General features: G+C 69.0%; 13 protein-coding genes. 3 read left to right on the forward strand and 10 right to left on the reverse strand.

What is annotated here, in order from left to right; all coding sequences use genetic code 11:
• The first annotated feature begins 25 nt into the window (after window positions 1-25).
• A complete protein-coding gene (gene ftsY / locus A4F85_RS15685) occupies window positions 26-1,246 on the forward strand; it encodes a signal recognition particle-docking protein FtsY (protein WP_013803937.1) in 1,221 nt (406 codons plus the stop codon).
• A gap of 237 nt (window positions 1,247-1,483) precedes the next feature.
• Entirely contained in the window at window positions 1,484-2,473 is a 990-nt protein-coding gene (locus A4F85_RS15690; RefSeq protein WP_063327103.1) for a Bug family tripartite tricarboxylate transporter substrate binding protein, read from the forward strand.
• Here the strand turns inward: A4F85_RS15690 and cutA are convergent.
• The 8 genes from cutA to A4F85_RS15730 all read right to left on the reverse strand — a co-directional run bounded on the left by cutA (window position 2,460) and on the right by A4F85_RS15730 (window position 9,437).
• A complete protein-coding gene (gene cutA / locus A4F85_RS15695) occupies window positions 2,460-2,858 on the reverse strand; it encodes a divalent-cation tolerance protein CutA (RefSeq protein ID WP_013803939.1) in 399 nt (132 codons plus the stop codon). The two genes, A4F85_RS15690 and cutA, sit on opposite strands and share 14 nt — an antisense overlap.
• A 52-nt stretch (window positions 2,859-2,910) precedes the next feature.
• Complete coding sequence (locus tag A4F85_RS15700) at window positions 2,911-3,936, reverse strand: 2-dehydropantoate 2-reductase (RefSeq protein WP_063327104.1); 1,026 nt, start codon at window positions 3,934-3,936, stop codon at window positions 2,911-2,913.
• Between the two features lie 18 nt (window positions 3,937-3,954).
• The gene (locus tag A4F85_RS15705; RefSeq protein WP_269447122.1) at window positions 3,955-4,788 is read right to left on the reverse strand and encodes a class II aldolase/adducin family protein; all 834 of its coding nucleotides are present in this window, start codon (window positions 4,786-4,788) and stop codon (window positions 3,955-3,957) included.
• Window positions 4,781-5,326, reverse strand: coding sequence for a MarR family winged helix-turn-helix transcriptional regulator (locus A4F85_RS15710; protein ID WP_016454136.1), 546 nt, complete (start codon window positions 5,324-5,326; stop codon window positions 4,781-4,783). The genes A4F85_RS15705 and A4F85_RS15710 overlap by 8 nt, the downstream gene beginning before the upstream one ends.
• A 150-nt stretch (window positions 5,327-5,476) precedes the next feature.
• Window positions 5,477-6,712 carry a dienelactone hydrolase family protein gene (locus A4F85_RS15715; protein WP_013803943.1) on the reverse strand — a complete coding sequence of 412 codons (1,236 nt, stop codon included), beginning with the start codon at window positions 6,710-6,712 and terminating at the stop codon, window positions 5,477-5,479.
• 59 nt (window positions 6,713-6,771) lie between these two features.
• Window positions 6,772-7,299 (reverse strand): flavin reductase family protein, encoded by a 528-nt coding sequence (locus A4F85_RS15720; protein WP_047472692.1) that lies wholly within the window; start codon window positions 7,297-7,299, stop codon window positions 6,772-6,774.
• A 14-nt stretch (window positions 7,300-7,313) separates the two neighbouring features.
• Window positions 7,314-8,609, reverse strand: a complete 1,296-nt coding sequence (locus tag A4F85_RS15725; RefSeq protein ID WP_063327106.1) for a styrene monooxygenase/indole monooxygenase family protein — start codon at window positions 8,607-8,609, stop codon at window positions 7,314-7,316.
• Between the two features lie 36 nt (window positions 8,610-8,645).
• Window positions 8,646-9,437 carry an SDR family oxidoreductase gene (locus A4F85_RS15730; protein ID WP_063327107.1) on the reverse strand — a complete coding sequence of 264 codons (792 nt, stop codon included), beginning with the start codon at window positions 9,435-9,437 and terminating at the stop codon, window positions 8,646-8,648.
• A 192-nt stretch (window positions 9,438-9,629) separates the two neighbouring features.
• Here A4F85_RS15730 and A4F85_RS15735 point away from each other — a divergent pair, with 192 nt between their 5' ends.
• The gene (locus A4F85_RS15735; RefSeq protein ID WP_063327999.1) at window positions 9,630-10,637 is read left to right on the forward strand and encodes an AraC family transcriptional regulator; all 1,008 of its coding nucleotides are present in this window, start codon (window positions 9,630-9,632) and stop codon (window positions 10,635-10,637) included.
• A gap of 18 nt (window positions 10,638-10,655) precedes the next feature.
• On the opposite strand, the gene A4F85_RS15740 is transcribed toward A4F85_RS15735, so the two are convergent.
• Window positions 10,656-11,426 carry an SDR family oxidoreductase gene (locus tag A4F85_RS15740; protein WP_013803947.1) on the reverse strand — a complete coding sequence of 257 codons (771 nt, stop codon included), beginning with the start codon at window positions 11,424-11,426 and terminating at the stop codon, window positions 10,656-10,658.
• A 138-nt stretch (window positions 11,427-11,564) separates the two neighbouring features.
• On the reverse strand, window positions 11,565-12,368 hold the full coding sequence (hpaH, locus tag A4F85_RS15745) for a 2-oxo-hept-4-ene-1,7-dioate hydratase (RefSeq protein ID WP_063328000.1): 804 nt from the start codon (window positions 12,366-12,368) through the stop codon (window positions 11,565-11,567).
• Window positions 12,369-12,377: the final 9 nt, after the last annotated feature.

A 12,377-nucleotide genomic window follows, 5' to 3' on the forward strand; every position in this document is an offset into this window, starting at 1 on the left:
ATGCTGTGATTCTAAGAACCTGCCGATGTTCAGTTTTTTCAAGAAAAAGCCCACCCCCTCCGCCGCCGAGATTTCCCCGACGGACAGCAGCGCCGCGCCTGAAAAGGCCGGCATTCCCGCAACCCCACCGCAGGACAGCCCCCCTGCCCTACCACCGGCCGCACCAGCAGCCCCGGCCGCCGACACCGGCAGTGCCTGGTGGCGCAAGCCCTTTGGCGGCGGCAAGGGCGATGCCGCGCCCCCCGAGACCCCGCCTGCCCCAGCTGCTGCACCCGCGTCCACCATCGCGCCTGCGGACTTCATTGCCGCGCCCGAGCCCACGGCCAAGCCCGAGGCCGAGGGTGCCAGCCGTCAGAACTGGATGCAGCGCCTCAAGACCGGCCTGCGCAAGACCGGCAGCAGCATTGCCACGGTCTTCACGGGCACGCAGATCAACGATGCGCTGTACGAGGAACTGGAAGACGCCCTGCTGATGGCCGACACCGGCGTCAAGGCCACCGAGCACCTGCTCGCCGACCTGCGCCGCCGCGTCAAGGAGGCCAAGGCCACCGACCCCGCCGCCGTCAAGGCGCTGCTGGCCGATGCCCTGGCCGACCTGCTGCGCCCGCTGGAAAAGCCGCTGGTCATCGGCGAGCACCAGCCCACCGTGATCATGGTGGCGGGCGTCAACGGCGCGGGCAAGACCACCTCCATCGGCAAGCTGACCCGTCACCTGGCCGACGAAGGCCAGAGCGTGCTGCTGGCCGCCGCCGACACCTTCCGTGCCGCCGCGCGCGAGCAGCTTGGCGTCTGGGCCAACCGCAACACGGTGGAGATCGTCAGCCAGGAAGGGGGCGATCCTGCAGCCGTGAGCTTTGACGCCGTCACCGCCGGCCGCGCGCGCAAGAAGGATGTGGTGCTGGTGGACACGGCAGGCCGCCTGCCCACCCAGCTGCACCTGATGGAAGAGCTGCGCAAGATCCGCCGCGTGGTCAGCAAGGCCGACGCCACGGCACCGCACGAGGTGCTGCTGGTCATCGACGGCAACACCGGCCAGAACGCGCTGGCCCAGGTGCGCGCCTTCGACGATGCGCTGCAGCTCACGGGCCTGATCGTCACCAAGCTCGACGGCACGGCCAAGGGCGGCGTGCTGGCTGCCATTGCCCAGGAACGGCCGATCCCCGTGTACTTCATCGGCGTGGGCGAAAAGGTCGAGGACCTGGAAACCTTCAACGCCCGGGAATTCGCGCAGGCGCTGCTGTCCTGAGGCCACCCGGCACACCACCACCCAAAGGAGCGCGCTGCGCTCCTTTTTTCATGGGCATGCGAGCGCAGCGAAGGCCCAGGCATGCAGGCAAGGGTTTTCCCTTGATTCGAATCAAGTCGCAGGTTTTATGCTTGCATTGATTTATAAGAAGAACGTTGTTTTATACAAGAAACAATCGATAGCCCTCAGGCATTTCTTTTGCTTGTACCTGCCTTGCCTTGTTCCCCGGAGTTCCCCATGAAAGCCCCCACCTTGCTCGGCGCTGCCGCCCTGCTGGCCGCAGCCGCATGCCAGAGCGCCCTGGCCCAGGATGCCGCCGCGCAGCAGCAACTGGCCGCCACGCCTTTCACCATCGTCGCGCCCTTTCCGCCCGGAGGCCCGGTCGATGCGCTGGCCCGCCTGCTGTCCACGGGGTTGGCCGAGCGCTACAAGCAGACCTCGGTGGTGGAGAACAAGCCCGGGGCCAACGGCAATATCGGCATCGATATGGTCAAGCGCGCCGCGCCGGACGGCCATACGCTGCTGGTCGTGCCCCAGGGCAACCTGACCATCAATCCCACGCTGCTGGCCAGGCCCGGCTACAGCGTGGAGGCGGACTTCGCGCCCGTGGCATCGCTGGCCAAGGCGGCCAATGTGATCGCCGTGCACCCTGGCGTGCCCGCCAAAACGGTGCAGGAGCTGGTGGCCCTGTCCAAGGCCAAGCCGGCCACCATCAGCTATGCCTCGCCCGGCGTGGGCTCCAGCCTGCATCTGGCCGGCGAGCTGTTCAAGCAGCAGACCGGTGCCGACATCCTGCACGTGGCCTACAAGGGCACGGCGCCCGGCCTCAACGATGTGCTGGGCGGCACGGTGCCGATGATCGTGGGCAATGTGCCCGCGCTGCTGCCGCATGTGCAGTCGGGCAAGCTGCGCGCGCTGGCCGTGACCGACCCGGCGCGCAGCAAGTACCTGCCTGATGTGCCCACGCTGGCCCAGGCGGGCGTGCCGGGCATTGCCATCTCGTCCTGGTACGGCGTGATGGCGCCAAAGAAGACGCCGCCGGCCGTGCTCAAGCAGCTGGAAAAGGATATTCAGGAGATCTTCAACACGCCGGCCGTGGTCAGGCAGCTGGACCTGCAGGGGATCGAGCCGTGGGTGGTCACGGGCAGCGCCTTCGGCGAGCTGATCCGCAAGGAGACAGCGACCTGGGTGCCCGTGATCAAGGCCGCCAACGTCACGCCGCAGTGATGCGGGGCGCGGCGGCCATGTCTGCAGTGTCCGCCACGTCCCGGGTCGAGACCTGGGAGCGCAGCCACTGCGCATAGTCGGCCATGCAGCGCTCGGTTCGCATGGTGATCTGCGGCACGCTGTAGCTGTGCCCGGCGCGCAGCAGCCGGGCAAGGCGCTCCAGCACGTCGGGCAAGGTCTTGCAGACCAGCCGCCACTCGGGCGTGGCGTGCATCTCGCCCTCCCACACGTAGTGCGAGGTGATGGGCTCCACCTGCACGCAGGCTGCGGCCTGCTGCTGCACCAGGCTGCGCGCCAGATGGGCGGCCTCCTCGGCGCTGGGGACGGTGGTGGCCACCACGCACAGCGTGGACCAGGGCGAGGCGGGGTTCTTGGCGGAAGTCATGGAGGCGTAGTCTACGGTTGCGCGCTGCAGGCCGGTACTGGCCCTTGCGGCGTCAGGCCATCAGCCCCTTTTGCCGCGCCTGCAGCCGCGCCAGGCCCAGCAGCGCATCGGTGAACGGGGTATCCACGCCGCACAGCTGGCCCATTTCGCGCACCGCGCCCACCAGGGCGTCGAGTTCCACGGGCTTGCCCGCTTCCACGTCCTGCAGCATGGAGGTCTTGAAGGCGCCCAGCTTGAGCGTGACCGCATGGCGGTCTTCGGGCGATTCGTTGATGGGCAGGCCGATGCGTGCGCCGATCTCCTTGGCCTCCAGCATCACGCGCGTGATCAGGCCGCGCACCAGGTCGTCGCCCAGGATGCGGTCCGAGGTGGCGCCCGTCAGCGCGCTGACGGGGTTGACGGTCATGTTGCCCCAGAGCTTGTACCAGGCGTCGCGCTGGATGTTGTCGGAGACCTTGGCCTCGATGCCGCCACGCTGCAGCAGTTGGGCCAGTGCCGCCAGGCGCGGCGTGGGCGGCTGGCCGGGCCCTGTGGCCAGGGGCTCGCCCAGGATGAGGCTGTTGCCGAAGTGACGGCGCACCACGCCGGGCGCATCGTTGGAGCAGCTGGCATGGACCACCGAGCCCAGCACCTGGCCCAGCGGTATGGCCCGCGCAATGCGGCCTTCAGGGTCCACGGCTTTCAGCTGCTTGCCGCGCACGCTGGCATCGACACCGCCGTGCAGGAACCACCAGGGCACGCCGTTCATGGCCGTGAGCACCACGGTCTGCGGGCCGATCAGCGGGCCGATGCGCTCGGCCACATCGGGCATGCCCGGCGCCTTGACGGAGATGATGACCAGGTCCTGCACGCCCAGGGCGGCCGGGTCCTGTTCGGCACGCAGCGCGAAGTGCTCGCGCTGCTCGCCGTGCACCAGGGTCAGGCCCTGGGTGCGCAGGGCCTGCAGCGCGGCGCCGCGCGCCACGGCGCTGAGCTGGCAGCCGGCGCGGGCCAGGGCCGCGCCCATCCAGCCGCCGATGGCACCGGCGCCGAAGATGCAGGCCTTGTCGAATGAAATGCGTGTCTGTTCCATGGTCATGCGCGGGAAGTTCCGGGTTCAAAGATCGAGATAGCTGCTGTCGCGCCGGTTCACGCGGCGCACCAGGTGGTCGAACACATCGCGGGCACCGCCGTGGCTGGCGTTGAAGGTCAGCGAGTCCTCATTGCAGCGCTGGGCCATGGCGTCGGAGACCATGCGCGGCGCGCCCATGGACAGGGTGGCCATCTGCACGTCGCAGGCGCGTTGCAGCGTCCACAGCACCACGAAGGCCTGGGGCAGATCGCTGCCCCAGCTGAGCAGGCCGTGGTTGCGCAGGATCACGGCCTTGCGGCGGCCGATGCTGGCCAGCAGGCGCGGCCCTTCGTCGGCATGGATGGTGATGCCCTCGAAGTCGTGGTAGGCCACCATGCCGTGCAGCTGGGCGCTGTAGAAGTTGCTTTGCGACAGGCCCTGCTCCAGGCAGGCCACGCCCATGCCCGAGGTGGTGTGCGTGTGCATCACGCAGTGCGCGCCCGGCAGTCCGTCGTGGATGGCCGCATGCACCACGAAGCCGGCCGGATTCACCGGATGCCGCGAGCCGTCCAGCACCTCGCCGCGCACGTTGATGCGCACCAGGTTGCTGGCCGTGACCTCTTCGTAGTGCAGGCCGAAGGGGTTGATCAGGAACTGCTTTTCACCGCCCGTCACGCTGTCGGGCAGGCGCACCGTGATGTGGTTGTAGATCAGTTCGTCCCAGCCCAGCATGGCGAAGACGCGGTAGCAGGCGGCCAGTTCGATGCGGGCGGCCCGCTCATCAGGGTGCATGGAGCAATTCATGGTGTGGCTCGTGGGGTGGGTTCTGAGGTGGGTCTTGAGGTGGGTTGTGCAGTGGCTTGTGGGGAAATCAGGCATCCAGCCCCTGGTCCAGCCCCTGGTCCAGCGCTTGGGAGGCACGGCCCAGCTTGTCCAGGATGCGGTCGAGCATGGCGCGCTCATCGGCCGTCAGCGCATTGAGCAGGGCCGCCTGGTAGGGGCGTGCGCGGGACAGCACCTCGTCGAAGAGCGCCTGCCCTGCTTCGCTCAGCTGCAGCAGGTGGCGCCGCGCGTGCTGCGGATCGGCGCGGCGCAGCACCCAGCCCCGGTCAATCAGCGGCTGCAGCGCGCGGCTGATCTGGGCCTTGTCCATCAGGCTCAGGCGCGACAGCGCGCTGGCGTGCAGTTCACCATGGCGCTGGATCTGGCCCATGAGCCGCCACTCGGTCAGCCCCACGGGCGATGCCGGCGCGATGTAGTGGCGCGTCACCTGGGTCTGCAGCGCATTGGACAGCGCGCCCAGGCGGAAGGTGATGAAGTCCTCCAGCGCCAGCGTCTGGCTGCAGACCTGCGTGTCCGGTGCAGGGCCGGTGGCGGCATCGGCGGCAGGGATCGTGGATGTGCGTGGGCGGGGCATTGGGCGGATGGAACCGGGCGGCGATGGCGATTGCGATGGCCGCATGATCCACCAATGTTGACATATCAACATTGGTGGCAACCCTGAGAGCCCTGGCGGCCTGCAGGCCGCCATCGGGCGCAGGGTGAAACCCATGCGCCCGCGCCGCGCTCAGCGCTTGAGCAGTTCGTTGGAGGGCAGTGTCTCGTCCAGCAGCTTGCGGGCCGTCTCCACGCCCGCCACGGGCAGCAGCGCCGGGTCCAGCAGGCCCACCTGCACCAGCACGCTGGCCTGGTCCCAGTAGATGTGCTCGTGGTAGAGCTTGTCGCCCCGGAACTTGACCACGGCCAGCAGCGGGATCTCCACGCGCCGCCCCGTGGGCCGCACGCCGGGCAGCATCCACGGGATCTCGGTGGTGTGCGTGAAGCAGAACAGCATCTCGTCCACCACCTGCGAGGCCCCCACCGTGCGTGAAATCGGCGTCAGCGACGTATCGGGCGGATTGCTGTTGACGAAGTGGTTCGTATAGAAGGCGTGCAGGTTGCTGAAGCCCACGCCGCCGGTCATGGTGGGGATGTGGTTCACATAGGGCTCGGCCACCATGGTGGCCATGGTGTCGTCCACGTTGCGCGTGGCGAATTCGTACTCGCAGTGCTTGTCCCACAGCGCGGCCAGGTCGAAGTGCGGGCCGATGGCGGACTTGAGCGTGGCAATGCTGCGTTCGTGCGCCATCAGGGCCGAGGCGCGGTGGAAATGATCGCCGCCCTTGCGCGCGAAGGCATGGTCCACGCCCGGATAGACATGCACGGCCACGCCGGGACGCCCGCCCAGCGCCTGGACGATGCGCTGGCGCGCCTCGGGCGGGCAGAAGGCGTCGAGCTCAGCCACATGCAGGGTGAGCGGGCAGCGGATGCGCTCGGCCTCGTCCAGCGCCGCCTCGATTCCCACGCCGTAGTAGCCGACCACCGCATCGGCATCGGTGCGGCAGGCGGCCAGGTAGGCCAGCTTGCCGCCCAGGCAAAAGCCCAGCACGCCGGCCTTGCCGTCCGTGACCTCGGGGCGCTGGCGCAGGGCGTTCAGGCAGGCCTGGATGTCCTGCACGCCCAGGGCCTCGTCGAATCCCTTATAGAGGCCGAAGGCGCGCTCCCAGTCCGCCGGCGTGTAGCCCAGCTCCACATCGGGCTGCTGGCGCCAGAACAGGTCGGGCACCAGCACCACGTAACCTTCTTCGGCGTAGTAGTCGGCCACCTCGCGCATGGTGGCGTTGACGCCGAAGATCTCCTGCGCCAGCACCAGGCCAGGGCCGCTGCCCGAGGCCGGCACGGCCAGGTAGGCGTTGAAGCTGCCGCTGCCGTCCAGCGCGTTGATGCGCACATGGCGGCTTGCCGGGGGTTCTTTCTGCTGCATGGGTCTGTCTCCGTTTCAAAGGGTGGGGAAAGCTGCGGTGCCGCTTTTTTCATGACCCGTCATACGCATTCGGGGTGCCGCACCGTCACCTGATAGTAGCCCGCGTGAAAGGCCAGGGGCTCGCCGTCGAAGCGTTCGCAGCGCTCGACCTGGCCGATGAAGATGAGGTGGTCGCCGCCATCGTATTGCCGGACGTTGCGGCAGACGAAGCGGGCCAGCACGCCATCGATCAGGGGCACGCCGGCCGGGCCTTCCGCGCAGTCCAGGCCGACGAACTTGTCTTGCTGCGGCGTGGAAAAGCGCCGCGACAGAAGGTGCTGGCCCGCAGCCAGCACGTGGATGGCGAAGTGGCTGGCGCCCTGGAAATCGCAGACGCTGGGCGCCTGGCGCGCCAGGCTCCACAGCACCAGCGGCGGGTCCAGCGAGACCGAGGAGAACGAGTTGGCCGTCATGCCCACGCGCCGCCCGTCCGGCGCGCGCGTGGTGATGACGGTCACGCCCGTGGTGAACTGGCCGAAGGCCTTGCGCAGCTCGCGCGGATCGAAGGAGCAGGCCGTGGCGGGGGCCGGGGTGTCGCATGTGCTCATGGCGGCCTCTGCGGCTAGGCGGGGACGGCTGCCATGGCGGCGATGGCCGCGCAGCTGTCGATGTAGTGGTCCGCCTCGCCCGCGTCCGCGAACCAGGGGAAGAAGGTGCGCGGGTCGTCGAAGCCGTTGGCAAAGGCGCTGGCCAGCGGTGCCAGCGTGCCCGCGCTGGCCAGCAGCTTGAGCACATGGGGTGGCGGTGGCGCCAGCAGCATGTTGGTCCACTGCGTGACCCATTGCGCATAGCCGAACCAGTAGCGGTCGAAGGTCTGCTGCATCCAGGCGGCGTCGAATGCGCCATTTGCGTCACGATTTCCGTCGCCATGGCCGCGCGCCAGGATGCTGCGCAGATAGGTGTCGGCGCACTTGGCCGCGTTGTTGGAGCCCTGGCCCGTGATGGGGTCGTTGAGCACCACCACGTCGCCCATGCCCAGCACCTTGCGCCCCGACGGCAGCGTGGCCACGGGCTTGCGCACCGTGGGGGCGAAGCGGCCCGCGAGGATGCCGTTGTCATCGGTCAGCGCAATGTCGCGGCAGCGCTCGGCCTCCCAGGGCACGAAGGTGTCGAGGATCCAGCGGCTGCGCTCCAGGTGCTGCTCGGGTGTCTTCACATCGCCCCAGCAGTCCATGGGGCCGCCGGGCACGCCCTCGAACACCATGATCTCGCAGGGCCCCGTGGTCGTCAGCGCCGGGAACACGAAGTACTCGCCCACGCCCGGCAGCAGGTTGAAGGACACGGCGGAGAACGGCTCGCGCGGCTTCATGCCCGTCACATAGGTCAGCGCCAGCGCGCGCTGGGGCTGGTCGAAGCGCGAGCGGTGGGCATCGCGCTCGAACAGCCTCGATATCTCGCCCTTGCCGCTGGCGACCAGGGTCAGGTCATGGCTGCGCGTGCATTCCTCCAGCTCGGCGATGCCCGCGTCCTTGAGCACCAGCTCGCCGCCCTGGCGGCGGAAGTCGTCCATCCATGCGGGGATCTTCAGGCGCTGGTCCACGGACTGCGCGCCCGCGTTCAGACGCGCCGCCCAGTCGATGGCCTTGTCGACCGATTTCCCGCCCTGCTGCGCCGGCTGTGGCACGCACAGGCTGATGCCCTCGACCACCGGGCATTCGCGCGACCAGTGGTCCAGGCCCAGGCCGCGCTCTATCTGCAGCGCGCTGTCGAACATGCACTGGCTGGACATGACCCGGCCCTGGGCGATGTCCTGCGCCGTGCGGTTGCTCAGTATCGTGACCTGATGGCCCGCGGCCAGCAGGCCCAGGCCCAGTTGCAGGCCCGACTGGCCGGCTCCGACGATGGCGATTTTCTTCATGGCTGTCTCCTTGCGGCTCCGTGTCCGTACTGCGTGCTAGTCCATCAATTGGGGAATGGCGGCCACGGCGCGCTCGGGCCCCATGGCGCCGTAGCCGCCGTCCACCGCGTAGTCGGCCCCCGTCACGAAGCTGGCATGGTCCGAGCACAGGAACAGCACCACCTGCGCCACCTCGTGCGGATCGCCCACGCGGCCCAGCAGGTGAAAGGGCGCGGCCACGCGGTCGGTCTTGGCGCGGTCGCCGCCACTGAGCCGGTCCATCACCGCCGACCAGGTCCAGCCCGGGCAGACGCTGTTGACGCGGATGCCATCGGCCGCCAGGTCCATGGCCATGCTGCGCGTGAGCTGCTTCATGGCCGCCTTGCTGGCCGGGTAGAGCCAGCGCCCGGTCTGCGCCGCTTCCGAAGAGATGCTGGTGAAATTCACCACGGCCCCGCCACCGGCGGCCACCATGTGCGGGTGCACGGCCTGCAGCATGGCCACGGCGCTGGCCACGTTCACGTTGAACGAGGCCAGCCAGTCCGCGCGCGGCGACTGCAGGCCCTCATCCACATAGGAGCAGGCCAGGTTGACCAGGATGTGCACGCCGCCGTGCCTGCTGCATGCCTGCTGAACGCAGGCAGCGACCTGCGCGTCGTCGGTGATGTCGGTGCGCACGAAATGCGCGCCCTCGCCCAGCGCATCGGCCAGCACCTGGCCGTTGTCGGCATCGATGTCGGCAATGACCACCTTCACGCCGGCCGCGTGCAGCGCACGCACCACGCCGGCGCCTATCAGGGTGGAGCCGCCGGTGACGATGGCGCTTTTGCCTTCGAGTCCCTTGAACATGACGCTTGTTCTCCCATGTGGATGCCAGGCCGGGCTGGCCTGTGCAGCACACGTTACGGGGGGCCGGGCCGCGCAGGCATCCGGCAAGCGCAGGCACTGTCCCTGGCGCGCAGAAATCGGCTCCCGGGGAATGGTCCGAATTGTGGGAGCGGGTGGTTTTTGCTACGTTCTGCCCAGCCTATGGAACACGCCATGCACACACCGCTGCCGCTGCAGCGCTACCGGCTTTTCGAGAGCCACGACATGGACGAGGCCCGCGAAAGCGTGGCGCGCGTCTTCTGTCCGCATGGCCTGGGCATGCTGCGCCCGCGCGCCGAGCTGGACGCCTGCCACCACAGCGCGCCGCTTTCCCGCAACGTCAGCCTGAACTATGTGCAGTACGGTCCCGGCGTGCACATCGAGCCCGGCTACCTGCGGGACTTCTTCCTGCTGCAGATTCCCCTGCGCGGCAGTGCCGAGATCCGCTGCGGCGCGCAGCAGGTGGATGCCACGCCGCGCCTGGCCTCCCTGCCCTCGCCGACCGAGCCGCTGTCCATGCGCTGGGCCGACGACAGCCCGCACCTGATCGTGCGCATGGCCCGCCCCGCCCTGGTGGCGCGGCTGGAGGCGCTGCTGCAGGCGTCCGCAGGCCGGCCCCTGGTGTTCGATCTGGGCGTGCCGCTGGACCAGCCGGCGCTGGCACCGCTGGTGCATTTCATCGACTGCCTGCGGCACACGCTGGATGCGGGCAACGCCCTGCAGGCCACGCAGGCACTGGCCCAGCATGCGGAGGAATACCTGCTGACCAGCCTGCTGATGTCGGCCACACACAGCCACAGCCGCGCACTGGCCGGGGACAGCCGGCGCAGCCTGCTGCCGCGCGGCGTGCGCAAGGCCCAGGAGTACATGCAGGCCCATGCCGACCAGCCCCTGTCGCTGGCCGATGTCTGCCGCGAGGCCGGCTGCAGCGCGCGCACGCTGCAGGCCGCCTTCCGCCAGCACGCAGGCATGGGGCCCATGGATTTCCTGCGCCAGCTGCGGCTGGACCGGGTGCGCGCCGAACTCCAGGCAGCCAAGGGCCCGGGCGTCGCAGCCGGCTCCGGCGTGCGCGACGTGGCGCAGAAATACGGCTTCCTGCACCTGGGCCACTTCGCGGCCCAGTACCGCAGCCGCTTCGGCGAGCTCCCGTCCGAGACGGCGAGCCGCCGCGTGCAGGCCTGAGGGCCTGCCCTTGCCGGTTCAGCCCCGGCCCACGAAGGGCATCTTGGTCGCCATCACCGTGTGGAACAGCACGTTGGCCTCCAGCGGCAGGCTGGCCATGTAGAGCACGGACTGGCCCACCACATCCGCGTCGATCAGCGGCTCCACCGCGATCTCGCCATTGGCCTGGGGCACGCCCTTGGCCATGCGCGATGCCAGCTCGGTCATGGCATTGCCGATGTCGATCTGGCCCACGGCGATGTCGTAGGCACGGCCGTCCAGCGCAGCGGTCTTGGTCAGGCCCATGACGGCATGCTTGGTGGCCGTGTAGGCACTGGAATTGGGGCGCGGCGCATGCGCGGAGATGGAGCCGTTGTTGATGATGCGGCCGCCGCGCGGCGACTGGTCGCGCATGGTGCGGAAGGCCTGCTGCAGGCAATAGAACATGCCGTTGAGGTTGACATCGACCACCTCGCGCCACTGCTCGGGCGTCCAGTCCAGGAAGGAGCCGGGCGGATTGCCCCGGCCCGCGTTGTTGAACAGCAGGTCCACGCGACCGAAGCGCTGCACCGTGCGCGCGAACAGCTGCTCCACGGCAGCCGGATCGCTGACATCGGTGGCAATGCCCAGCATGCGCTCGCCCGCGCCGTACTTTGCCTGGGCCTCGGCGCAGGTCTCATCCAGCGGCGCCTGGCGGCGGCCTGCCACCACCACCTGGTAGCCGGCGCCCGCCAGGGCCAGCGCCACGGCCTTGCCCACGCCGGTTCCTCCGCCCGTGACCACGGCCGTCTTTGCGTTCTTCATCTCCATTGCTTGTCCATCCTGTAGTGCATGTGTTGCAGCCGCCGCCCGCGCACCGGTGGCGGGCGGCGCCGCTGCATTGTCGGCGACGCGCGGGGCCTGCGGACTGTGCCGCAGGCGACACCATCGCCACACTGCGGACGAAGCTCAGGCAAAGCGCCAGGCAATGGAGCCCAGCGGCCCGTAGTCCACATGGAAGCTGTCGCCGACCTGGGCCGTGACGGGCCGCGTGAACGAGCCGGCCAGCACCACCTGGCCTGCGTCCAGCTGCTCATCCCATTGCGCGAGCCGGTTGGCCAGCCAGGCCACGCCCGTGGCCGGATGGTTGAGCACGGCGGCCGCCACGCCGGATTCCTCGATCACGCCGTTGCGCTGCAGCAGCGCCGACACCCAGCGCAGGTCCACCGCGTCGGGGCGCACGGGCCGCCCGCCCATGACGATGCCGGCATTGGCCGCGTTGTCGGCGATGGTGTCGCGCACCGTGCGCATGGCCTGGGTATCGCGGTCCTTTTGCTCGATGCGGGCGTCGATGATTTCCACGGCGGGCACCACCCAGTCGGTGGCGGCCAGCACATCGCACAGGGTGACGCCAGGCCCCTTGAGCGTGCGGCCCAGCACGAAGGCCAGCTCCACCTCCACGCGCGGAGCGATGAAGCGCGCAAAGGGAATGTCGCCGCCGGGCTCGAAGAACATGTCGTCCAGCAGGGTGCCGTAGTCGGGCTCGGTGATCTGCACGGCCTGCTGCATGGCACGCGAGGTCAGGCCGATCTTGTGGCCCCTGACCGTGCGGCCCTCGGCGCGCTTGAGCCGCATCCAGGCGCGCGAGATGGCGTAGCCGTCCTGCACCGTCATGTCCGGATGGCGGCGGGAAAAGTGCCGGACCTGCACCCGGCTTTTTTCGCTGGCGTGCAGCTCGGCCGCCAGGCTGTCTATGGTGTGTTGCGCAAGCATGGGCGGCCC

Source organism: Delftia sp. GW456-R20 (genome assembly GCF_001622915.1).
Classification (GTDB): domain Bacteria; phylum Pseudomonadota; class Gammaproteobacteria; order Burkholderiales; family Burkholderiaceae_C; genus Comamonas; species Comamonas acidovorans.